Genomic DNA, 22,412 nt, shown 5'->3' on the forward strand with positions numbered 1-22,412 from the left:
GCGGCTCCTCGGATCGGGCAGGCGGGGTGGCGGCGCATCGACAGGTGTCGGCGCGACGGTAGCCTACTAACCCGATAGGTTTTATGGGTAGGCTGTCCGCAGGATCGTCCCACCCCTCAGGAGGTGCCCGCGTCACCGCGTGCGCCGACCGCCCCGCTGACGGAAAGAGCCGCGATGACCCTCACCTTCCACTGGTTCCTGCCCACCAACGGCGACAGTCGCGACATCGTCGGCGGCGGGCACGGCGTACCGACCGGTGCCGCCGGAGGCGCCCGCCCGGCCAGCGTGGCGTACCTCGGACAGATCGCCCGCAGCGCCGAGCAACTCGGCTTCGTCGGCGCGCTCACCCCGACCGGCGCCTGGTGCGAGGACGCCTGGCTGACCACGGCGATGCTGACCGAGGTCACCGAACGCCTCAGGTTCCTGGTCGCCTTCCGGCCCGGCCTGACCTCACCCACCCTCGCCGCCCAGATGGCCTCCACGTTCCAGCGGCTGTCCCGGGGCCGCCTGCTGCTCAACGTGGTCACCGGCGGCGAGTCATCGGAGCAGCGGGCCTACGGCGACTTCCTGGACAAAGACGCCCGGTACGCGCGGGCCGACGAGTTCCTGCACGTCGTCCGCGCGCTGTGGCGGGGGGAGACGGTGGACCACGCGGGCAGCCACCTGCGCGTCGAGCAGGCGCGGCTGCACCGGTTGCCCGACCCGGCCCCGCCGGTCTACTTCGGCGGCTCGTCGGCCGCAGCCCTGCCCGTGGCGGTACGGCACAGCGACGTCTACCTCACCTGGGGCGAGCCGCCGGCCCAGGTCGCCGAGAAGCTGCACCGGGTCCGGTCGCTGGCCGCCGACGTCGGGCGGGAACTGCGCTTCGGCATCCGGCTGCACGTCATCGCCCGCGACACCGCCGCCGAGGCGTGGGCGCAGGCTCGTCGCCTGCTCGACGGCATCGCCGAGGCCGACATCCGGGCGGTGCAGGACGGTCTGCGCCGCAGCGAGTCGGAGGGGCAGCGCCGGATGCTCGACCTGCACGGTGGCTCCCGCGACGGCCTGGAGGTCGCGCCCAACCTGTGGGCGGGGGTCGGGCTGGTCCGTGGCGGGGCCGGCACCGCGCTGGTGGGCAGCCATGCCGAAGTCGCTGATCGGATCGCCGAGTACCACGCGCTCGGCATCGACGAGTTCATCCTCTCCGGCTATCCGCACCTGGAGGAGGCGTACTGGTTCGGCGAGGGGGTGCTGCCGATCCTTCGCGACCGCGGGCTGTGGCGGCACCCCGACGGCCCGCGGGGCGCGGCGGACCAGGTCGACGTCCCGTTCGCCGGTTCGCCCGCGCCGGAGCCTGCCGGGGTCCGCTGACCGGGCCCGGACGGCCGTTGGGATCAGGTGGGTCGGCGGGCCATCCGTCGGCCGATCCGCCGCCCGGCGAGGCTCACCAGTGTGCTGCCGACAGCCATCCCGACCAGCACCAGAATTCCGCCTACGACCCACAGCCCGCTGTCGTCGGTGCCGGCGGCCCGCCACGACCAGACCGCCGTGAACGCCACAGTCATCACCGGCGCCACCAGCCACGGGCTGAGCCGCGTCCCGGCGAAACCGGCCAGCAGCACCAGCGTCAGCACGCAGCCGATCACCTGCCACGCCTCGTACGGGCCGCTGCTCGCGCCGGTCTGCGCGTCGACCGTGTACCGGGTGTCCCAACCCAGCCAGAGCAGCCACGCCCCGACCGTGGCCGCCGCCAGGAACAGAACGCCGAGCAGTGTCCGCGTACCCCTCGAAGCCGTCATCCGGCGATCATCCCCCGCCTCCCACGCCGACGGGAACACACCCCGGCACCCGGGCCCCGCCCCACACGATCCGCGATGGACTGTTGCCCCGGTCGGTGGCGATCCTCTACGGTCTGCTCAGCGGTGGGCGGTGCGGTCCGCATCCGACCCGACACCGCCGGTTGCCCGTCGTGCGGGCCGGGATGGTGGAGTCCCGGGTCGCCCCGGCGGCGGTGCCCCGGCGGTCGTGTGACTCCCAGCTCGTTCCCGGGTCCGCCCGGGGTGGCTCCGCGTGGAGCCGACGCGAGCCGGGGCACGCCGACCCACCGGGAGAGCCCCGTGTTCCTCAGCCCGCACGAGCAGGACCGCCTGCTCGTCCACGTCGCGGCCGATGTCGCCCGCGCCCGCCGCGAACGCGGCCTGCGCCTCAACTATCCCGAAGCCGTCGCGGTGATCACCGCGTTCCTCCTCGAAGGGGCCCGCGACGGGCGGTCGGTGGTCGACCTGATGTCGGCCGGCCGGGCGGTGCTCGGCCGCGACGACGTCCAGGACGGCATCCCCGAGCTGCTGAGGGAGGTGCAGGTGGAGGCGACGTTCCCGGACGGCACCAAGTTGGTGACGGTGCACCACCCGATCCCGTGATCCCCGGGGAGATCCTGCCGGCCGCCGACCCGGTCGAGATCAACGTGGGTCGCCCGGTGACCACGCTGCTCGTGGTCAACACCGCCGACCGTCCGGTGCAGGTCGGCTCGCACTACCACTTCGCCGAGGCCAACCCGGCGCTGTCCTTCGACAGGGGCGCGGCGTGGGGGCAGCGCCTCGCCGTGCCGGCCGGCACGTCGGTCCGGTTCGAGCCGGGCATCAGCCGCAGCGTCGACCTCGTCCCGCTGGGAGGCGCGCGCGTCGTGCCCGGCCTGCGGGGCGAGTGCGCCGGACCGCTCGACACCCCGACGGCCGCCGGGTCGCCGCGGTGAGCGCCGTGCGGCGGGACCGCTACATCGACCTGTACGGACCGACGACCGGTGACCGGATCCGGCTGGCCGACACGAACCTGCTCATCGAGGTGGAGACCGACCACTGCGTGGGCGGCGACGAGGCGGTCTTCGGCGGCGGGAAGGTGATCCGCGAGTCGATGGGGCAGTCCCGGGCCACCCGGGCCGAGGGGGCACTGGACACCGTCATCACCGGAGCTGTGGTGCTCGACCACTGGGGTGTGGTCAAGGCCGACGTGGGGCTGCGCGACGGGCGCATCGTGGCGCTCGGTCGCGCCGGCAACCCGGACACCATGCCCGGCGTGCACCCCGACCTGGTCATCGGCCCGTCGACCGAGGTGATCGCGGGCAACGGGCGGATCCTCACCGCCGGCGCTGTCGACACCCACGTGCACTTCATCTGCCCGCAGATCGTCACCGAGGCGCTGGCCAGCGGCGTCACCACTCTGGTCGGCGGCGGCACCGGGCCGGCCGAGGGGACCCGCGCGACAACTGTCACCCCGAGCGCCTGGCACCTGGCCCGGATGCACGAGGCACTGGACACGATGCCGGTCAACGTGCTGCTGCTCGGCAAGGGCAACACCGTCTCCGACGAGGCGCTGTGGGAACAGTTGCGGGCCGGTGCGGGCGGTTTCAAGCTGCACGAGGACTGGGGCACCACACCGGCGGCGATCGACGCGTGCCTGCGGGTGGCGGACGCGTCCGGGGTGCAGGTGTCGATCCACACCGACACGCTCAACGAGGCCGGATTCGTCGCCGACACCCTGCGGGCGATCGGTGGGCGGGCGATCCACTCGTACCACACCGAGGGCGCCGGCGGCGGGCACGCGCCGGACATCATCACCGTGGCCAGCGAGCCGAACGTGCTGCCGTCGTCGACCAACCCGACCCGGCCGTACACCACGAACACCCTGGCCGAGCACCTGGACATGTTGATGGTCTGCCACCATCTCAACCCGTCGGTGCCGGAGGACCTGGCCTTCGCCGAGAGCCGGATCCGACCGTCCACGATGGCCGCCGAGGACCTGCTGCACGACCTCGGCGCGATCTCGATCATCGGTTCCGACGCGCAGGCGATGGGCCGGGTCGGCGAGGTGATCACGCGGACCTGGCAGAGCGCCCACGTGATGAAGGACCGGGTCGGCGCGCTGCCGGGTGACGGGTCCGCCGACAATCACCGGGCCCGGCGGTACGTGGCGAAGTACACCATCTGCGCGGCGATGGCCAACGGGCTGGAACGGGAGATCGGCTCGGTCGAGCCGGGCAAGCTCGCCGACCTGGTGCTCTGGGACCCGGCGTTCTTCGGCGTCCGACCGCACCTGGTGCTCAAGGGCGGCATGATCGCGTACGCCCAGATGGGTGACGCGAACGCCTCGATCCCGACACCCCAGCCGATGCTGCCCCGGCCGATGTTCGGGGCGTACGGCGCGGCGGCGGCTGCCACCAGCCTGGCCTTCGTGGCCCCGGCGGCAGTGGACGCCGGGCTCCGCCTGGACGTGCGCCGCCGGGTGGTGCCGGTGAGCGACGTGCGGTCGCGGGGCAAGGCCGACCTGCCGGAGAACAACGCGATGCCGCGCATCGAGGTGGACCCGGACACCTTCACCGTGCGGATCGACGGGCAGGTGGTGGAGCCGGACCCGGTGACCCGGCTGCCGATGGCCCAGCGGTACTTCCTGTTCTGATGGCGACACCGAGCCTGCTGTTGCTGTTGGCCGACGGGCGCTTTCCGGCGGGGGCGCACGCGCACTCCGGTGGTCTGGAGGCGGCCGTCGCCGCCGGCCGGGTCACCGACCTGGTCACGTTGGAGGCGTTCCTGGCCGGACGGCTGGCCACCGCCGGTCTGGTCGGCGCGGCGTTCGCGGCGGCGGCGCACCGGACGGCGGTGCCCGAGAGCGTCGGCTCGGCGCATCCCGCCCGGTCGGGTGTGGTGACTGGGCCCGCCGTCAGGTCGCAGGCGCTGGCCCGGCTCGACGCGGAGCTGGACGCGCGTACCGCCGCACCGGCGCTGCGGGCGGTCTCGCGTCGACAGGGCCGGGCGCTGCTGCGGGCCGGCCGGGCTGTCTGGCCGGACGCCCCGTTCGCGGACCTGCCCGCGACACCCGGCGGCGCACACCAACCGCTGGTGCTGGGGCTGCTCTGCGCCGCGGCCGGGCTGTCCCGCGTCGAGACCGCCACGATCGCCGCGTACGGGACGGTCACCGGGGCGGCCAGCGCCGGCGTACGTCTGCTCGGCCTCGACCCGTACCGGGTCCAGGCCCTGCTGGTCGGTCTGGCCGACGCCTGCGACGGCACCGCTGCCGACGCGGCACGGGCCGCCGACGGCCCACCGGAGCGGCTGCCGGCCGCCGCCGCTCCACTCGCCGACATCCATGCCGAAATCCATGCCACCTGGGAGGTGCGTCTCTTTGCGTCCTGACACCGTTGTGCCGAGCGCTGTGCCCGCCGTCGAACCGACCACGCCGCCGCCGGCCGCCCCACCCCACGACGAGACCGTTCCGCACACCCACCCGGAACCGGGGGTGGACCCCCACCCGCCGTTGGCGCGTGCCGGCCGTGCCCTGCGGGTCGGCATCGGCGGCCCGGTCGGTTCCGGCAAGACGGCCCTGGTGGCCGCCCTCTGCCGCGCCTTCGCCGACGAGTTGCGGCTCGGCGTGGTGACGAACGACATCTACACGACCGAGGACGCCGACTTCCTCCGGCGGGCCGGGGTGCTGGACCCCGCCCGGATCCGGGCGGTGGAGACCGGCTGCTGCCCGCACACGGCGATCCGCGACGACATCGGCGCCAACCTGGACGCCGTCGACGAGCTGGCCGACACGGTCGGCCCGTTGGACCTGGTCCTCGTGGAGAGCGGTGGGGACAACCTGACCGCGACCTTCAGTCGGGGGCTCGTCGACCGGCAGATCTTCGTGGTCGACGTGGCGGGCGGGGACAAGGTGCCCCGCAAGGGTGGGCCGGGGGTCACCGCCGCCGACCTCCTCGTGATCAACAAGACCGACCTGGCGCCGCTGGTGGGTGCCGACCTCGCGGTCATGGACCGTGACGCGCGAGCCCGACGTGGCGACCTCCCGACCCTCTTCCTGTCCATCGTGGGGGATCCCACGGCGTCGGCGGTCGCGGAGTGGATCCGGCACGAGTTGGCCCACCACGCCGACCTGCACCCGCTCACCGCGCCGGTCGGCCTGGCCTGATGCGAGCGCTCGCCCGGCTGGTCGCCCGGGCCGACGGTCGGGGCGGCACGGCAGTGGTCGAGCTGCGCGGCGAAACGCCGTTGCTGCTGCGCCAGACCCCGACCGACGGTGGTGTCGCCACTGTGCACCTCGTCGGCGGGGCGGCCGGCCCGCTCGCGGGCGACGATCTGCGCCTGGAGATCGAGGTGGGTCCGGGCGCGGCGGTCCGGGTGCACAGCGTCGCCGCGTCGATCGCCCTGCCGGGCCGGGCGGGTGCGGTGTCCCGGATGGTGGTGCGGGCGGTGGTGCACGCCGGTGCCACGCTGCACTGGCTTCCGGAGCAGTTGGTCGCGGCGGCCGGTTGCGCGCATCTCGCCGAGTCCCGCGTCGAGCTGGCCGCCGGTGCGAGCCTGCGCTGGCGCGACGAGCTGATCTGCGGCCGGTACGGCGAGACGCCCGGCGGCGCCGTGGTGCACACCCACGTCGACTACGCGGATCGGCCACTGCTGCGCCAGTCCCTGGCAGTGGGACCGCACGCGCCGGGCTGGGCCGGCCCGGCGGTGCTCGGCGGCGCCCCGGCCACCGGGTCGCTGCTGGTGGTCGACCCGTCGCGACCCGCCGACCCGCCGATGGTCGAGGGCGGTGTCGCCCGGTTGCCGTTGGCGGGTGGCCCGGCGACCCTGTGGACCGCCACCGCCCCCGACGCGCACACCCTGCGCGCCCACCTCACTGGCTAGGAAGCCCTGTCGGTCCGCCTGGCGCCCCGGCCGTCCTGGAAGCGGACACCGCGGGGAGCGTGATGTCTGTGAATCATCACGATGACTCACAGACATCACGCTCGCGGCGGGGTGGCGTTCGCGGTTGAGTGCCGCGTGCGCCGGGCTGAGGTCAGCGGTGGGGGCCGGACGCGTGAACGTGCTCCCGCTGCGGAGCCGGGGCGAGACGGCCGATCAGGTCGTCGAGCTGGCTCGTCAGGTCGGCGGCGTGCGGCACTCCCAACTCGGCGAGGCTCGCGCGGACCCGCTCGTCCAGGCGGGCGTGCTCGCGGCGGCCCCGAGCGGTCAGGTACGCCCGGATCCGGCGGCGGTCGACCGGATCGATCCGGCGGAAGACGAGGTTGCGGTCGACGAGCTGGTCGACCAGCTTGGTGAGGGTGCCCGGCGGCAGCGACGCCTCGGCGGACACCTCGCTCATCGGGTGACCCTGGCCGTCGGAGAGCAGGCAGAGCACCCGCCAGGCCTCGATGCTCAGCCCGTCGTCGGCCAGCACCGCGCCCAGCCGGCGGGAGAGCAACCGTTCGGCGCGGGTGAGCGAGCGCAGCAGGTCGGCTGGCGCCCCGGGCACGTCTGACATGAAACTCCCTGGTCCGGTGGCAGTGTCATGGTAGCGAGTCGTCCCGGCCAGTGGTGAGCGCTGGTCTTCCGTCGTGGGCCGGGCAATCATGTGCTCATGTCCGCGCCGGCACCGCCGTGGCTGACCGTCGACCGTGCCGTGGTCAGCATCGCGCTGGTCTACCCGATGCGCGGGCCGGCCGGCATGTTCGGCCCTACCTGCGAGCTCTGCGCGCAACTCGCGGTGGAGGAGATCAATAGGTGTGGTGGGGTGCTGGGCCGGGAGGTGCGGCTGGTGCCGGTCGACGGTGGCGCACCGCCGGCCGAGGTGGCCGCCGAGGTCGAGGCGTTGGTGTCGGTGGGAGCCGTGCAAGGGGTGACCGGGTGGCACATCTCCTCGGTGCGCCAGGCGTTGGCGCCCCGCGTCGCGCACCGGGTGCCGTACGTCTACACCGCACTCTACGAGGGCGGTGAGCGTACCGAAGGGGTCTTCCTGACCAGCGAGACACCGGATGCCCAACTGTGGCCCGCGATGCGGCTGCTCGCCGGGGAGCAGGGGGTGCGGCGCTGGTTCGTGGTGGGCAACGACTACGTGTGGCCGCGTCGCACCTCGCGGGCGGCCCAGCGGTACGCGCTGCGCGGCGGCGGGCAGGTGGTGGGCCGGCACTTCCTGCCGTTGGACGCGCACGACTTCACCGAGGTGTTGCGCCGCATCGAGCACAGTGACGCGGACGCGGTGTTGATGCTGCTGGTCGGTGCCGACGCGGTGCGGTTCAACCGCGCGTTCGCCCGATCCGGCCTGGACCAGCGCTGCCTGCGGCTGAGCACCCTGATGGACGAGAACATGCTGTTGGCCAGCGGTGCCGGCGCGACCCGGAGGCTGTACAGCACGGCGGGCTTCTTCGCCGGGCTGGTGACTCCGGAGAACCTCGACTTCCACGGCGAGTTCGCCAGGCGTTTCGGGGTGGAGGCGCCACCGCTGGGCAGCCTGGGGGAGTCCTGTTACGAGGGCGTCATGCTGCTCGCCGCGCTGATCGGCCAGGCCCGCACCCTCGATGTGCGGGCCATCGAGACGGCCGCCGACACGGTCGCCTACCACGGGCCGCGTGGACGGTTGCGGCTGCGTCAGCGGCACGTGCGTCAGCGCATCTACCTGGCCGAGGCGGACGGGTTGGACTTCACAGTGCTCGCCCAACTCTGAACCGGGCGCCGGGAGTCGGCCCACCGGGCCCTTGACAGCGCCACCCGATCCCGTCCTAAGATGCTTCCTGCGTGAAGTATCTGGCCGGGCGGTCAGCTGTCACCATTGTGCGCCCACCGTCGGCGGATTCTTCCGCCCACCATTGTGGTGGCACTTATCTCGCGTCTTTCCCAACGGCCGACACCGTTTCCTCCCCACGGTGTCGGCCGTTTTTCGTGCGCGCCTGACAGGGCCCTCGGAAACAGTCAATTAAGGACTGGGAAACACCCGCGCAATCATGCCGGTCGACGCTTTCCCTGCCCATATCCGATCCGGTGCCCCGCGCGGCGTCCACCCGTCGACCTCGGCATCGCCCACGTCAGCTCCATCGGACCGCACCGACCGTCCTTACGTCACCTGAGTGCACCGCAGGGAGAGTAGATGTCATTATTCCGGGGCCGCCGCATCCTGGCGGGTGCCATCACAGTGGTCGCCGCGGCCGCGATGACCGCGTGCGGCAGCAAGACCACCGACGAGGGCGGCGCCACCGGCGTCAGCGCCGACGTCTCCGGCGACACCGTCAAGGTTGGCCTGCTCAACTCGCTCTCCGGGACCATGGCGATCAGCGAGGTCACCGTTCGCGACGCCATCATGCTCGCCGTCGAGGAGATCAACGCGGCCGGCGGCGTCCTCGGCAAGAAGATCCAGCCGGTCGGTGAGGACGGCGCCTCCGACTGGCCCACCTTCGCCGAGAAGGCCGAGAAGCTCATCTCCGAGGACCGGGTGGCCGCCGTCTTCGGCTGTTGGACCTCAGCCAGCCGCAAGGCGGTCAAACCGGTGTTCGAGAAGAACAAGGCGTTGCTGTTCTACCCCGTGCAGTACGAGGGTCTGGAGCAGTCGCCCTACATCTTCTACACCGGAGCGACGACCAACCAGCAGATCGTTCCGGGGCTCGACTACCTCAAGTCGCAGGGCGCGAAGTCGGTCTATCTGGTCGGCAGCGACTACGTCTTTCCCCGGACCGCGAACAAAATCATCAAGGCGTACGCGGCCGCGAACGGGATGACAGTGCTGGGCGAGGATTACGCGCCGCTGGGCTCCACCGAGTTCGGCACCATCGTCAACAAGGTCAAATCGTCCGGTGCGGACGCGGTGTTCAACACGCTCAACGGTGACAGCAATGTGGCCTTCTTCAAGGAATACAAGTCCGCGGGGCTGACCGCCGCCGCTATGCCGGTGGTGTCGGTGTCGATCGCCGAGGAAGAGGTCAAGAGCATCGGCACCCAGTACCTGGAGGGCCAACTGACGGCCTGGAACTACTACCAGACCACCCCGGGCGCGGCGAACTCGAAGTTCGTGGCCGCGTACAAGGCGAAGTACGGCGCGGACAAACCGACCAGTGACCCGATGGAGGCCGCGTACGTCGGGGTCCACCTGTGGAAGGCGATGGTCGAGAAGGCCGGCGCCTTCGACGTGGAGAAGGTCCGCTCCGCCTCGGACGGCATCACCTTCGACGCGCCGGAGGGTCTGGTCACCGTCGACGGCAAGACCCAGCACATCGCCAAGACCGCCCGGATCGGCAAGATCGGCGCGGACGGTCTGATCACCGAGGTGTGGAACTCCGGCAAGCCGGTCGCGCCGGACCCGTACCTCAAGACCTACCCGTGGGCGAGCGGCCTGAGCTGACGACGCCGGCCCGGGCGGGCCGCGCGGCGACGCGCCCCGCCCGGGCCACCCGACCAGCAGTACGGAGTACCCACCGTGACAGTCCTCTTCGGTCAACTCTTCACCGGCATCAGCATCGGCGCGGTGCTGCTGCTCATCGCGCTCGGCCTCGCGCTGACCTTCGGCCAGATGAACGTGATCAACATGGCGCACGGTGAGTTCATCATGGCCGGCGCGTACACCACCTACGTCCTGCAGCAGAGCATCACCGGCGCCGGCCTGTCGCTGGTGGTGGCGCTGCCGGTGGCGTTCGTGGTCGCCGGCGCCATGGGTGTCCTGCTGGAGGTGCTGCTCATCCGCCGGCTCTACGCCCGGCCGCTGGACACCCTGCTGGTCACCTGGGGGGTGTCACTGATGTTGCAGCAGCTGGCCCGCGACGTCTTCGGCAGCCCGAACGTGCAGACCCGCGCGCCCGAGCTGCTCACCGGCAACGTGGCGCTGCCCGGCGGGCTGACCATCGCCAACAACCGGCTGTTCATCCTGGCCCTGGCGCTGGCCGCCGTCGCGGCGCTCACACTGGCGCTGCGACTCACCCCGCTCGGGCGTCGGATCCGCGCGGTGGTGCAGAACCGCGACCTCGCCGCCGTGTCCGGCATCGCCACCTCCCGGGTCGACCGGACGACCTTCTTCCTCGGCTCCGGCCTGGCCGGGCTGGCCGGGGTGGCGCTCACCCTGCTCGGCCCGATCGGCCCGACCATGGGCACCAACCTGATCATCGACGCCTTCCTGGTCGTCGTGGTCGGCGGGATCGGCCAGCTCAAGGGCAGTGTGATAGTCGCCTTCGCCCTCGGCGTGCTCCAGGCCACCGGGGAGTACCTGACCACCCTCAGCGTCGCCAAGGTGATCGTGTTCGTGGCGATCGTCGCGTTCCTCCAGTGGCGACCACAGGGCCTGTTCACGTTGCGGACCAGGAGCCTCGCATGACCGCCGTCACCCCCGCGCCGCCCAGCACCGCCGTCGCACCGGCCCCCGCCGGCGCGGCACCACCGAACCCGCCGGGACGGCGCTCGCGGCTGCGGCCGGCGGCCGGGTTCGCCTTCGGCGCGGCGCTGCTCTTCGCCGTCGCCCCGCTGGTGCTGTCGGACTTCCGGCTGGGGCTGCTCGCCAAGTACCTCTGCGTCGCCATGGTCGCGGTCGGCATCGGGATCGCCTGGGGCCGGGGTGGGATGCTCACCCTGGGTCAGGGCGTCTTCTTCGGCCTGGGCGGCTACGCGATGGCCATGCACCTCAAGCTCGCCGACGCGGGCCCGGGTGGGATGCCCGACTTCATGCAGCTGTACGGCCAGCTCGACGAGCTGCCGCTGTGGTGGCGGCCGTTCGCCAGCCCGTGGTTCGCGCTGCCCGCCACGGTGCTGCTGCCGATGGCTGTCGCCTTCGGGCTCGGCTCACTGGTGTTCCGCCGCCGGGTGCGTGGCGCGTACTTCGCCATCCTCAGCCAGGCGCTCGCCGCCGCGATGGTGATCCTGCTGATCGGTCAGCAGGGCACCACCGGCGGCACCAACGGGCTCACCGACATCAAGGGCTTCTTCGGCTACGACCTGGACGACCCGGTCAACCAGCGGATGGTGTACTTCATCATCGCCGGGACGCTGCTGGCGTTGCTCGCGCTGACCCGGCAACTCATCCACAGCCGCTACGGCGAGCTGCTGGTGGCGGTCCGCGACGGTGAGGAACGGGTCCGCTTCCTGGGCTACGACCCGGCGTCGGTCAAGCTGGTGGCGTACGTGGTCGCGGCCGGCATGGCCGGGCTGGCCGGTGCGCTGTTCGTGCCGGCGGTGGGCATCATCTCGCCCGCGCTGATCGGCATCGTCCCGTCGATCGAGTTCGTCATCGGCGTCGCGGTGGGTGGCCGGGCCACACTGCTCGGGCCGGTCCTCGGCGCGGTGGCGGTGGCCTGGGCGCGGACCGCCCTCTCCGAGCGGTTCCCGGGCACCTGGACGTACCTGCAGGGGTTGCTCTTCGTGGTGGTGGTGGCGTTCCTTCCCGGCGGCCTGGCGTCGCTGTGGGCGCTGGCTCGCCGCCGTGACGTCGGCGCGCGGCCGGTGCGGCGCGGGTGGTTGCCGGCAGCCCGACGACGCGCCGATCGGACGGAGGTGCCTGCGGCATGAGCGAACGCACCGAGCGCAGCGAGGGCCGTGAGCGCATGCCCGACCTGCACGGCATGAGTGGCGAACGGTTGGACGGGTTGTCGGTCCGCGACGTGCGGGTGAGCTTCGACGGTTTCACCGCCGTCGACGGGGTCAGCCTGGAGGTGCCCGCCGGGGACATCAGGTTCCTGATCGGGCCGAACGGGGCCGGCAAGACCACACTGGTCGACGCGATCACCGGCCTGGTCCGGGCCACCGGCTCGGTCCGCTTCGGTGCCGAGGAGCTGCTGGGTCGTCCGGTGCACCGGATCAGCCGGCTCGGCGTCGGGCGGACGTTCCAGACCTCGACGGTCTTCGAGGAGCTGTCGGTGTTGCAGAACCTCGACATCGCCGCCGGGGCCCGGCGCAGCTGGGCGACGCTGGCCCGGCGTCGCCGTGGTGTCCCCGACGAGGTGGCCGCGGCGCTGGAGACCATCGGGCTGGCCGAGCGCGCCGGGCACCTCGCCGGGACCCTCGCGCACGGCCAGAAGCAGTGGCTGGAGATCGGCATGCTGCTGGTGCAGGACGCCCGGCTGTTGCTGCTGGACGAACCGGTCGCCGGCATGAGCCACGAGGAACGCGACGCCACCGGCGCCCTGTTGGAGACGGTGAGCCGGGACCGCACTGTCGTCGTGATCGAGCACGACATGGACTTCCTGCGTCGGTTCGCGCGCAGCGTCACGGTGCTGCACGCCGGGCGGGTGCTCAGCGAGGGAACCGTGGCGCAGGTCCAGGCGGATCCGCGCGTACAGGAGGTCTATCTTGGCCACCCGGTCGACGCCGGGTCGGCCCGTACTCCTTCGGAGGCATGATGCTGACGCTGCGTGGGGTGCACGCCGGGTACGGGCGCTCTCGGGTGCTGCACGGGGTCGACCTGGCCGTCCCGCCCGACGGGGTGGCCGCGGTGCTCGGGCACAACGGCGCCGGCAAGAGCACCCTGCTGCGGGTCGCGGCCGGCCTGCTGCGTCCGAGCGCCGGCACCGTCGAGCTGGACGGCGAGGACGTCACCCGCGCCGGGCCGCACGAGCGGGTGGCGCGGGGGATGGCGTACGTCCCGCAGGGTCAGCAGTGCTTCCCGCACCTGACCGCCGCGGAGAACCTGCGGCTGGTCGCCGACGGCCGGCGCGACGGGGCGGTGGCCACGGCGGAGGTGCTGGATCTGTTCCCGGCGCTGCGCCCGCTGCTGCGGCGTCGGGCCGGGCTGCTCTCCGGCGGTCAGCGCCAGCAGTTGGCCATCGCCCGTGCCCTGATCACCCGGCCCCGGCTGTTGATGCTCGACGAGCCGACCGAGGGCATCCAGCCGTCGGTGGTCGCGGAGATCCAGGAGCGGATCGTCGAGTTGACCCGGCAGGCCGGGTTCAGTGTGTTGCTCGTCGAGCAGCACCTGGGTTTCGCGTTGCGGGTGGCGGACCGTTACCACGTGCTGGAGTCCGGCCGGGTCACCTCGCACGGCGACGGGGGGCTGACCGCGGAGCGGGAGGTCCGGGCCGCCCTGGCGGTCTGATCGGCGGCGCGTCTGTCACGGCGGGAGCCGGTCGAGGAAGTCGCGGACCAGCCGGACGACCTCGTCGAGGTGCGTCTCGAGCAGCCAGTGGCCGCCGTCGAGCAGGTGCAGGTCCGCGTCGGGCAGGTCCCGCAGGTAGGCGCGGGCGGCGCCCTGCGGCATGTAGCCGTCGTGCGGCCCCCACACGATCAGTGTGGGCGGCCGGTGGGTCCGCAGGTACTCCTGCTGGCGGGGGAACCAGGCGACGGTGCTGCCCTGGTCGGCGAGGAGCCGGAGCCAGGCGTCGCGCCGCCGCGGATCGGTGACCAGCGCGCCGGAGAGCCGCCACAGGTCCGGGCTCACCTGGTCGGTCAGCCGGTCCGGCAGTTCGCCCAGGAACTCGCCGCGGAAGCCGTCCTCGCTGATCGCCGCGGCCAACTCCTCCCGGCCCTCGTCGGTCGGGTCGCGCCAGAACCGCTTCAGCGGCTCGTACTTGGGCCCGTGCTGGTCGGGGTAGATGTCGCCGTTCTGGATGACCAGGCCGGCGACCCGCTGCGGGGCGGCCATCGCCAGGCGCAGCCCGAACTGGCTGCCGTAGTCCTGCAGGTAGATCACGTAGCGGGTCAGCCCCAGCGTGTCGACGAAGCGCTGGAGCAGGTGAGCGTGGGCGTCGAAGGTGTACGCGAACCGGTCGGGCTCGGGCAGCGCGCTGTAACCGAAGCCCGGGTAGTCGGGCGCGATGACGTGCCAGCGGTCGGCCAGCGCGGGCAGCAGGTGGCGGAACTGGAACGACGACGAGGGGTACCCGTGCGGCAGCAGCACGACCGGCGCGTCGACGGGACCGGCCTCGCGGTAGAAGATCGCGATGCCGTCGACGTCGACGGTCCGGTGGCGTACGGCGTTCTCGGCCATGGACTCTCCTGACCCGGTCACAAGGTGGACCCCTCGACCGTGCCAGACGTCCGGCCGTCGCGGTGCGGCATTGCGGTCAGCTCGTCGGTGCGGGCCCGGTCGAGTCGCGGACGACCAGCAGGTGCCCGGTGGGGCGGCGGCGGGGGCGGGTCGTGCGCGGCTTGAGCGCGAGGGTCAGTGCCGTGCGACCCATCTCGGTCATCGGCAGCCGGATGGTGGTGAGGCTGGGTGCGAGGTCGGCGGCCACGGAGACGTCGTCGAAGCCGACCACTGACATCCGCGCGGGCACCGGCACCCGGCGGGACCGCAGCGTGGACAGCACGCCCATGGCCATCACGTCGTTGAGCGCGATGATTGCCGTCGTCTCCGGATGCTCGTTGAGGATCCGCTCGGCGGCGGCGCGCCCACCGTCGCGGGTGAAGGCGCTGTGCACGACGGCGAGGTCGACGGGGGACCGGCCGCGCTGGCGCACTGCCGCCGAGACCCCGGCCAGCCGGTCGGCGACGGTGGTGAGGCCGGCGCTGCCCGCGGCGACCGCGATCCGCCGGTGGCCGAGATCCATCAGGTGCTGGGCGAGGGCGTGGCCACCGGCCTCGTTGTCCGGCAGGACGGCGTCGACGCCGAGCGCGTGTCGACCGATGGCCGCGGCCCGGCCGCCGTGGTCCTGGAACGCGGCCAGCTCGGCGCGGGCCGCGCTCTCCATCCGTGGGTCGTCGTAGCCGGAACCGCTGATCAGGACGATGCCGACCCGTTGGGCGATCAGGTGGCGCAGCTGGTGCAGCTCGTAGTCGGGGTCGCGGCCGGACTGGCAGATCTGCACCAGCAGCCCCTGCTCGGCGGCGAGCTGGATGACCCCGGCGGCGATCTCGGCGAAGTACGGGTCGTCGACCTGGTGGACGATCAGACCCACGGTGGAGGTGGCCCCGCCGGCCAGGGTGCGGGCGTACGGGTTGGCCACGTAGCCCAGCTCGCGGGCGATCTGGCGGATCCGGTCGGCCACCTCGGCGCTGACCCCCGCGCGGCCGGCGAGGGCCCGGGAGGCGGTCGCCAGCGAGACGGCGGCGTGTTCGGCGACGTCCACGAGGCGCGGCCGCCGGCTGGCCCTAGGCATCCGCAACCCTCCGGAAACATTCATGTCACCCGATCTATTGCGAGTGACATTGATCGAAGCCTAGGGTACGTAAGCGCTTACGTAAGCGCTTACGTGACCGGCATCCTCCCTGCCGCGAAACGAGGTGACAGCCATGTCCACTGCCCGACGAGCGGCCGTCTCCCTGCTGGCGATCGGCGTCCTGGCCGGTGTGGGCACGCCACCGGCGCAGGCGGACCGGCACACCTCGCCCGACGTCCACCCGGCGCTGCGCGCGCACCTGGTCGCCGCGTACGACTTCGACCACCCGGTGCCCGGTGACCCCGCCCTGGAACGCGACCAGGGCCGTTCCGGCACCGAGATCGAGCTGGTCAACGGCGGCGCGGCGATGCGGGTGCCGGACCACGCCTACCGGGGCAGCCGCAACGCGGTGCAGACCCGCCAGGTCGACCCCACCGTCGCCGGCAACGACGACTGGAAGGCCGGCACCTGGTCGGCCAGCGGGGTGCGGACGCTGCGCGCCTTCAGCGCCACCGCCGGCACCACGGTGATGGGCTGGTTCAAGCTGAACATGGACAGCCCGCTGCCCAACTCCACCACCGCCGACCCGGACGACAGGTACAACGCCATCGGCCTGGCCGGGGTGCTGACCGGCGACTCCGACGGCCACGGCGTCCGCGCCCTGCTGGAGCTGATCGACGTCGACGGGCAGGTGCGCCTCGTCGCGCTCGGCCGGCGGCTCGACGGCGGCAACTCGCAGACCTTCGCCGCCAGCCGGGACTGGCGCGAGCTGCTGCCGGTGGGGCAGTGGGTGCACCTGGCCGCCACCTTCGACTTCGACACCGGCGCGCTCGCCCTCTACCGCAACGGTGAACCGGTGGACGGCTTCTACACCCGCACCGACGACCCGTGGCTGGTGTCCGGACCCGGCCCGCACCTGACCAGCGCGTCCGACCCCCGGGGCATCAAGATCGGCGGCAGCTTCCCGCAGGACACGGTGGAACGCAACCCGTGCGACTGCCGGATGGACGGCCTGATGTTCCTCGACAGAGTGGTCTCCGCGAACGACGTACGGAGGCAGTACCGCCACCTTGCCCGCTGACCACCCTCGGCACCGTCCCACCGAGAAGGAGACACGCGTGCGCACAGTGCACCGCCGCGCCGGCACCACCCGCCGGCCCACAGTGAGGGCCGGGCTCACCGCCTTCGTGCTGATCCTGTCCACACTGGTCGCCACCCCCGCGCGGGCCGCCGACGCGGTCTACGACCCGATCCCCGAGATGCCGACCCAGTCCCGACTCGGGCTGGTGCTCAGCGAGTACGCCAGCTTCCCGCAGTCGTACCCCACGCCCGCGCCGACCGACGCGCGGCTCATGCGTACCGCGCGGATCAACACCATCATGGAGGTGCCCGACGGCTCCGGCCGGCGGGCGGTGCCCGACCTCAACGGCAGCCTCTACCTGGTCGAGAATGGTGTGCCGCACGTCTACCTGGACGTGGCCGCGACGTTCGCGCCGCGGTTCTTCTCCGGTCGTGGGCTCGGCCAGGGCTTCGGGTACGTCGCGTTCCACCCGGAGTTCGGGGTGAACGGCCGGTTCTACACCATCCACACCGAGTTGGCGTCGACGACGACCGCCACCCCGGACTACGCCCAGCCCAACACGCTCTTCCACGGCGTCATCACCGAGTGGACGGCGACCGACCCGGCCGCCGCCACCTTCGCCGGTGGGCGCCGCGAGGTGCTGCGCATCGGCTTCGGCGGCCAGGTGCACGGCATCCAGGAGATCAACTTCAACCCGACTGCCAAGCGCCACGACCGCGACTACGGCCTGCTGTACCTCGCCGTCGGCGACGGCGGGCAGGGCGCGCGCAACACCGACCCGCAGAACCTGGCGGTGCCGCACGGCAAGCTGCTGCGGATCGACCCCCGGGGCACCAACGCCACGAACGGGCGCTACGGCATCCCACCGACGAACCCGTTCGTGGGGCGGGCTGGCGCGCTCGGCGAGCTCTACGCTGTGGGTTTCCGGGACCCGCACCGGTTCAGTTGGGACCGGGCGACCGGTCGGATGTACCTCGGGCACATCGGTGAACACGCCGTCGAGGCGATCTACGAGGTCCGTGCCGGGGACAACTTCGGCTGGAGCGAGCGGGAAGGCTCGTTCGTCTTCGACAAGACGGCCACCAACCCCTGCGACCGGCTGCTTCCGCTGCCCGCCGACGACGCCAGCTACGGCTACACCTACCCGGTCGCCGCGTACGACCACGACCCCGCCGCCGGCTGGAACTGCACCGACGACGTCGGTGTCGCGGTGGCCGGTGGTTTCGTCTACCGGGGGCGGACGCTGCCCGCGCTGCGCGGCAAGTACGTCTTCGGTGACCTGGTCGACGGCCGGGTGTTCTACACCGAGGCCAACGAGATGCGGCGAAGCCGCGAGCTGGCCACGATCCACCAACTCGCGCTCTTCGACGCGGCGGGCACCCCGGTCCGGATGCGCGACCTGTCCGCGCCGGGCGCGCCCGGTGACCCCAACCGGGTCGACCTGCGCTTCGGCACCGACGCCGCCGGTGAGCTCTACGTCGTCGCGAAGGCCAACGGGAAGGTCTGGAAGGTGACCGGCACCAGGGAGTTCGCCAGCGGCGACGTCGGGCACACCACCCTGCGGCGCACCGCCGGGGCCGCGAACTGGGCGCCGGTGACGCCGGCGAAGTGGCGGTTCACCCGCGACCAGGTCATCCTGGCCGAGGCCGGGGAGAGCCGGCCGGGTCCGCGCCGGCCCTTCGAGTACGCCGTGCTGACCGCCGGCCCCGAGTGGTCGTCGGTGCGGGTGGACGCCCAGGTACGGCTCGACACACCGGTGGAGGTCAGCAACCGGGACGTGATCATCGTCTTCGGCTGGCGCTCGGACACCGAGTTCTACTACGCCCACCTCTCCACCGACAACACGATCTATCCACACAACGGCATCTTCAAGGTCAACAACGCCGACCGGGAACGCATCGACCACCAGTGGAACGGCCGGTCCCGGGGCGCCAACCCGGCGATCACCGATGCCCGGTGGCACCGGGTGCGGGTGGTGCACCTGCCGGCCACCGGCGAGATCGCCGTCTACGTCGACGGAGACCGGGACCCGCTGCTGACCGCGAAGGACACCACGTTCGGTGCGGGGCGGGTCGGCTTCGGCTCGTTCGACAACGTGGGCCGGGTGCGCGACCTGACCGTCACCGGCACACCAGCCGGCACCGGGTCAATGGCGGGCTAAACCGCGCCGTAGTGCAGGGACAGCCCGGTGGCGGCCCGGTCGGCGGTGATCTGCATCATGCTGCCCACCATCGTCGCCCGGTCCGTCACCAGGGCCGTCCCGTCGGGCGCGTAGGTGATCCGGTCGCTGACCAGCACCGGCGCTCCCTCGGCCTCGTCCAGATGCCGGGCCACGTCGGCGCTCAACACCTGCGGCCGGATCGTCTCCGCCGCCCGGGCCACCGTCACGCCGAGGTCGGCCAGGGCCGCGTACAACGACGTGCCGGTGAAGTCCACGTCGTGCAACCGGCTCGCGTGCGGCTCGCGTATCCAGGAGATCTGGTGAATGGCGCGGCGGCCGGCGAACGCGCGGACCCGTTCGAGGCGCAGGCCCGTCTCGGCCTCGCGGACCCGCAGCCGGGCCGCGACGCGTGCGGGCACCCGGCGCTGCGCGCGGGAGAGCACCGTCGTGTGGACCTCGTGGCCCTGCTCGCGCAGGTCGTCGCCGAAGCTCCGCAAGGATCCCAGCTGGTACGCCGCGGGCGACGGTGTGACGTAGGTGCCCTTGCCGGGCCGCTGGACGATCAGCCCCTCGGCGCTCAGCTCGCGCAGGGCCTGCCGCAGAGTCATCACCGTGACGCCGTACGCCGCGCTCAGCTCGCGTTGCGCGGGCAGCGCGTCGCCCGGCCGGTAGTGGCCGTCGCGGATCTTGGCGGCGAGGTCGGCGGCGATGGCCCGATAGCGTGCCACTGGTCTGCCTCCCGATGCGTCGACTGTCCGCCCCCCGTCGTCGACGGCCACCGCCGATCATCGCACGGGGGCCACCGGCGACAGCGCGGCCCGCAGTGACGCCACGAAGGCCCCGACCTCGGCGGGGTTCGCCCCGTCGAGGATGCGCCGCATGACGGCCGCGCCGACGATGACCCCGTCGGCTGCCGCCGCCGCCTCGGCCGCCTGCTGCGGGGTCGAGATGCCGAAGCCCACGAGCACGGGCAGGTCGGTGACCTGCTTGAGGCGAGCGGCCAGCAGGACGGCCGAGGGCGCGAGCCGCTCGCGTTCGCCGGTCGTGCCCATGACCGAGACGGCGTACACGAAACCCTGACTGCGCCGGCCGATCTCGGCGAGCCGGTCGTCCGGCGTGGCGGGCGAGGCGAGCAGACTCACCTGGACGCCCGGCACGTGTAACCCGGCCAGCTCGTCGAGGGGCAGGTCGGGCACGATCAGCCCGGTCACCCCGGCCGCCGTGAGCGCGTCGCCGAACCCCGGCCGCAGCGCGATGTTGGCGTACGTGCTGGCGACGAGGGGGATGCCCACCCGCGTTCCGGCGAGGTCCGCCAGGACCGAGGCGGGCGTGGCGCCCCGGGCGAGCGCCGCGTCCGAGGCCTCCTGGATGGTGCGGCCGTCCACAGTGGGATCGGAGAACGGCAGCCCGACCTCGATCATGTCGGCCCCGGCGTGCGCGAAGGCGCTCAGGAAGGCCGTCCAACCGGGCACGATCCCGCCGGTGACGTAGGGCATCAACAGCTTCATCCGAGGTCCGCCTCCGCGATCAGGGTGGTCACGTCCTTGTCGCCGCGCCCCGAGAGGGTGACGAGCACTGTCGACCCGCTGGGCAGTTCCGGTGTGCCGGCGGCGCGAACGACCCAGGCGAGCGCGTGGGCCGACTCGATGGCGGGCAGCACGCCCTCGGCCCGCGCGAGCCGGACCGCGGCCGCGACCGCCTCCCCGTCGGAGGCGGTGACGTACCGGGCGCGCCCCAGATCGCGCAGGTACGCGTGCTCGGGGCCGACGCCCGGGTAGTCCAGCCCGGCCGCGATCGAGTGCGCCTCCCTGATCTGCCCGTGCTCGTCCTGCAGGAACAGCGACCGGAAGCCGTGCAGGACGCCGACCTCCCCGTTCGCCGCGCCGGAGCCGCCTTCGGCCTCCACCCCGACGAGCTTCGCCGACGTCTCGACGAACCCGGCGAACGTGCCGGCCGCGTTGCTGCCGCCGCCGACGCAGGCGACCACGTAGTCGGGGGTGGCAGCGGGCAGTTCGGCCGCGCACTGCTGTCGGGCCTCGTCACCGATGACGCGCTGGAACTCGCGGACCATCATCGGGTAGGGGTGCGGACCGATGACCGAGCCCACGCAGTAGTACGCCTCGTCGGCGTCGGTCACCCAGTGGCGCATGGCCTCGCTGGTGGCGTCCTTGAGCGTGCGGCTGCCGGTGGTCACCGTAACGACCTCGGCGCCCAGCAGCCGCATCCGGAAGACGTTGTGTGCCTGGCGTTCCACGTCGCGTTCGCCCATGAACACCGTCACCGGTAGACCGAGCAGGGCACCGGCCGTCGCCGTCGCGACGCCGTGCATGCCCGCTCCGGTCTCGGCGATCAGACGGGTACGCCCCATGCGCCGGGCCAGCAACGCCTGCCCGAGCACGTTGTTGATCTTGTGGGATCCGGTGTGCGTCAGGTCTTCCCGCTTGAGCAGCACCGTCACCCCGAGTTCGGCCGACAGTCGCACGGCCGGCGTCAGCGGCGTCGGCCGTCCCACGTGCGCCGACAGCAGAGCGGTGAGGCTGCCCCGGAACCGGGGATCGGCCCACGCCTCGGAGAAGGCCTCGGAGACCGCCTCGCAGGCGGGGATCAGGGATTCCGGCACGTACCGCCCGCCATAGCTTCCGTACCGCCCGGGGACCACCGTCGCGCGTACTGTTATAGAACTCATGCAACAGTTATAGAACAGCTTGGAGTGCCCTGGCAACAGCAGACCCTTCTCGTCATCCGTCGACCTGCGCCGCGGCACCCCGTCCGCTTCGTAGACTTCCTGTCATGCCGGAGATCGTCGAGTTGCTGGCCTCGCCCGTGCACCGCTTCCTGGGCCGGCCCGCCGACGGTCCGGCACCCGCCCCACCCGGCGAACTGGTCGACGCCGTCCGGATCCGGGCCGGCCTCGGCATCGTCGGCGACCGGTACTTCGGTCAGCAGGCACACCGCGACGCCAGCGTCACCGTCATCGCCCGGGAATCGCTGCCGGACGGCATCGGCCTGGCCGAGGTGCGGCGCAACATCCTCACCACCGGGATCGCCGTCGACGAGCTGATCGGCAGAGTGCTGGTGCTGGACTCCGGCGACGGCCCGGTCAGCCTGCGGGTCAACCGGGCGGCCCGACCGTGCGCCTGGATGGACGTCACCGTCGGCCCGGGGGCGTGGAAGGCGCTGCGCACCACCGGCGGCATCCGCTGCACCCCCCTCAACGACGGCACCCTGCGCGTCGGCCCGATCGACGCCGTCGTGACCTGAGGAAAGGGCTCGACGGCAGAGCCTCCGACCGATTCGTGGGCAGTTCCCGTTCCCGTTGGTCTGGCGGATTCGGCGAGGTGACGCCCGGGCGGGCCGACGCGTGGTAGAACCAAACCGCGCAT

General features: G+C 72.4%; 23 protein-coding genes. 16 read left to right on the forward strand and 7 right to left on the reverse strand.

What is annotated here, in order from left to right; translation table 11 throughout:
- The first annotated feature begins 174 nt into the window (after positions 1 to 174).
- Positions 175 to 1,350, forward strand: a complete 1,176-nt coding sequence (locus QCZ28_RS22300; protein WP_279518474.1) for an LLM class flavin-dependent oxidoreductase — start codon at positions 175 to 177, stop codon at positions 1,348 to 1,350.
- A 23-nt stretch (positions 1,351 to 1,373) separates the two neighbouring features.
- Here the strand turns inward: QCZ28_RS22300 and QCZ28_RS22305 are convergent, their stop codons facing one another.
- Positions 1,374 to 1,778 carry a hypothetical protein gene (locus tag QCZ28_RS22305; RefSeq protein WP_279518475.1) on the reverse strand — a complete coding sequence of 135 codons (405 nt, stop codon included), beginning with the start codon at positions 1,776 to 1,778 and terminating at the stop codon, positions 1,374 to 1,376.
- 318 nt (positions 1,779 to 2,096) lie between these two features.
- On the opposite strand from QCZ28_RS22305, the gene QCZ28_RS22310 reads away from it, so the two are divergent.
- Genes QCZ28_RS22310 through QCZ28_RS22335 form a run of 6 tightly spaced genes read left to right on the forward strand, consistent with a single transcriptional unit; the run spans position 2,097 to position 6,656 of the window.
- Positions 2,097 to 2,399, forward strand: a complete 303-nt coding sequence (locus QCZ28_RS22310) for an urease subunit gamma (RefSeq protein WP_030335444.1) — start codon at positions 2,097 to 2,099, stop codon at positions 2,397 to 2,399.
- The gene (locus QCZ28_RS22315; protein ID WP_347815123.1) at positions 2,396 to 2,731 is read left to right on the forward strand and encodes an urease subunit beta; all 336 of its coding nucleotides are present in this window, start codon (positions 2,396 to 2,398) and stop codon (positions 2,729 to 2,731) included. The genes QCZ28_RS22310 and QCZ28_RS22315 overlap by 4 nt, the downstream gene beginning before the upstream one ends.
- The gene (locus tag QCZ28_RS22320; RefSeq protein WP_279518476.1) at positions 2,728 to 4,431 is read left to right on the forward strand and encodes an urease subunit alpha; all 1,704 of its coding nucleotides are present in this window, start codon (positions 2,728 to 2,730) and stop codon (positions 4,429 to 4,431) included. The genes QCZ28_RS22315 and QCZ28_RS22320 overlap by 4 nt, the downstream gene beginning before the upstream one ends.
- Positions 4,431 to 5,165 (forward strand): urease accessory UreF family protein, encoded by a 735-nt coding sequence (locus QCZ28_RS22325; protein WP_279518477.1) that lies wholly within the window; start codon positions 4,431 to 4,433, stop codon positions 5,163 to 5,165. Before QCZ28_RS22320 ends, QCZ28_RS22325 begins: the two co-directional genes overlap by 1 nt.
- Positions 5,155 to 5,940 carry an urease accessory protein UreG gene (gene ureG / locus QCZ28_RS22330; protein WP_279518478.1) on the forward strand — a complete coding sequence of 262 codons (786 nt, stop codon included), beginning with the start codon at positions 5,155 to 5,157 and terminating at the stop codon, positions 5,938 to 5,940. The genes QCZ28_RS22325 and ureG overlap by 11 nt, the downstream gene beginning before the upstream one ends.
- Positions 5,940 to 6,656: an urease accessory protein UreD gene (locus QCZ28_RS22335; RefSeq protein WP_279518479.1), complete on the forward strand. Its 717-nt coding sequence runs from the start codon at positions 5,940 to 5,942 to the stop codon at positions 6,654 to 6,656. Before ureG ends, QCZ28_RS22335 begins: the two co-directional genes overlap by 1 nt.
- Positions 6,657 to 6,807: 151 nt before the next feature.
- Here the strand turns inward: QCZ28_RS22335 and QCZ28_RS22340 are convergent, their stop codons facing one another.
- The gene (locus tag QCZ28_RS22340) at positions 6,808 to 7,272 is read right to left on the reverse strand and encodes a MarR family transcriptional regulator (protein WP_279518480.1); all 465 of its coding nucleotides are present in this window, start codon (positions 7,270 to 7,272) and stop codon (positions 6,808 to 6,810) included.
- A gap of 96 nt (positions 7,273 to 7,368) precedes the next feature.
- Here QCZ28_RS22340 and QCZ28_RS22345 point away from each other — a divergent pair, with 96 nt between their 5' ends.
- From QCZ28_RS22345 to urtE, 6 genes are all read left to right on the forward strand, one after another.
- Positions 7,369 to 8,451 (forward strand): substrate-binding domain-containing protein, encoded by a 1,083-nt coding sequence (locus QCZ28_RS22345; RefSeq protein WP_030335459.1) that lies wholly within the window; start codon positions 7,369 to 7,371, stop codon positions 8,449 to 8,451.
- Positions 8,452 to 8,871: 420 nt separating this feature from the next.
- Entirely contained in the window at positions 8,872 to 10,116 is a 1,245-nt protein-coding gene (urtA, locus tag QCZ28_RS22350) for an urea ABC transporter substrate-binding protein (RefSeq protein WP_279518481.1), read from the forward strand.
- A gap of 75 nt (positions 10,117 to 10,191) precedes the next feature.
- On the forward strand, positions 10,192 to 11,079 hold the full coding sequence (gene urtB, locus QCZ28_RS22355; protein ID WP_238681496.1) for an urea ABC transporter permease subunit UrtB: 888 nt from the start codon (positions 10,192 to 10,194) through the stop codon (positions 11,077 to 11,079).
- A complete protein-coding gene (gene urtC, locus QCZ28_RS22360; RefSeq protein WP_279518482.1) occupies positions 11,076 to 12,263 on the forward strand; it encodes an urea ABC transporter permease subunit UrtC in 1,188 nt (395 codons plus the stop codon). The genes urtB and urtC overlap by 4 nt, the downstream gene beginning before the upstream one ends.
- On the forward strand, positions 12,260 to 13,093 hold the full coding sequence (urtD, locus tag QCZ28_RS22365; protein ID WP_279518483.1) for an urea ABC transporter ATP-binding protein UrtD: 834 nt from the start codon (positions 12,260 to 12,262) through the stop codon (positions 13,091 to 13,093). The genes urtC and urtD overlap by 4 nt, the downstream gene beginning before the upstream one ends.
- Positions 13,093 to 13,785 (forward strand): urea ABC transporter ATP-binding subunit UrtE, encoded by a 693-nt coding sequence (gene urtE / locus QCZ28_RS22370; protein WP_279518484.1) that lies wholly within the window; start codon positions 13,093 to 13,095, stop codon positions 13,783 to 13,785. Before urtD ends, urtE begins: the two co-directional genes overlap by 1 nt.
- A gap of 15 nt (positions 13,786 to 13,800) precedes the next feature.
- Here the strand turns inward: urtE and QCZ28_RS22375 are convergent, their stop codons facing one another.
- Both QCZ28_RS22375 and QCZ28_RS22380 read right to left on the reverse strand, forming a co-directional pair.
- Positions 13,801 to 14,676 (reverse strand): alpha/beta hydrolase, encoded by an 876-nt coding sequence (locus QCZ28_RS22375; RefSeq protein ID WP_279518485.1) that lies wholly within the window; start codon positions 14,674 to 14,676, stop codon positions 13,801 to 13,803.
- A 76-nt stretch (positions 14,677 to 14,752) separates the two neighbouring features.
- Positions 14,753 to 15,787, reverse strand: coding sequence for a LacI family DNA-binding transcriptional regulator (locus QCZ28_RS22380; protein WP_279518486.1), 1,035 nt, complete (start codon positions 15,785 to 15,787; stop codon positions 14,753 to 14,755).
- Between the two features lie 133 nt (positions 15,788 to 15,920).
- On the opposite strand from QCZ28_RS22380, the gene QCZ28_RS22385 reads away from it, so the two are divergent.
- Positions 15,921 to 16,868: a LamG-like jellyroll fold domain-containing protein gene (locus tag QCZ28_RS22385; RefSeq protein WP_279518487.1), complete on the forward strand. Its 948-nt coding sequence runs from the start codon at positions 15,921 to 15,923 to the stop codon at positions 16,866 to 16,868.
- A 37-nt stretch (positions 16,869 to 16,905) separates the two neighbouring features.
- Positions 16,906 to 19,029: a PQQ-dependent sugar dehydrogenase gene (locus QCZ28_RS22390; RefSeq protein ID WP_279518488.1), complete on the forward strand. Its 2,124-nt coding sequence runs from the start codon at positions 16,906 to 16,908 to the stop codon at positions 19,027 to 19,029.
- Here the strand turns inward: QCZ28_RS22390 and QCZ28_RS22395 are convergent.
- From QCZ28_RS22395 to trpB, 3 genes are read right to left on the reverse strand one after another with little or no spacing between them, the layout of a single operon-like run.
- Positions 19,026 to 19,757: a GntR family transcriptional regulator gene (locus QCZ28_RS22395; RefSeq protein ID WP_279518489.1), complete on the reverse strand. Its 732-nt coding sequence runs from the start codon at positions 19,755 to 19,757 to the stop codon at positions 19,026 to 19,028. The genes QCZ28_RS22390 and QCZ28_RS22395 overlap by 4 nt on opposite strands.
- A gap of 57 nt (positions 19,758 to 19,814) precedes the next feature.
- A complete protein-coding gene (gene trpA / locus QCZ28_RS22400; RefSeq protein ID WP_279518490.1) occupies positions 19,815 to 20,537 on the reverse strand; it encodes a tryptophan synthase subunit alpha in 723 nt (240 codons plus the stop codon).
- Positions 20,534 to 21,715, reverse strand: coding sequence for a tryptophan synthase subunit beta (trpB, locus tag QCZ28_RS22405; RefSeq protein ID WP_279518491.1), 1,182 nt, complete (start codon positions 21,713 to 21,715; stop codon positions 20,534 to 20,536). The genes trpA and trpB overlap by 4 nt, the downstream gene beginning before the upstream one ends.
- A 104-nt stretch (positions 21,716 to 21,819) precedes the next feature.
- Here trpB and QCZ28_RS22410 point away from each other — a divergent pair, with 104 nt between their 5' ends.
- Positions 21,820 to 22,290: a hypothetical protein gene (locus QCZ28_RS22410; RefSeq protein WP_030335483.1), complete on the forward strand. Its 471-nt coding sequence runs from the start codon at positions 21,820 to 21,822 to the stop codon at positions 22,288 to 22,290.
- Positions 22,291 to 22,412: the final 122 nt, after the last annotated feature.

The organism is Micromonospora sp. DH14 (assembly GCF_029809455.1).
GTDB classification, from domain to species: domain Bacteria; phylum Actinomycetota; class Actinomycetes; order Mycobacteriales; family Micromonosporaceae; genus Micromonospora; species Micromonospora parva.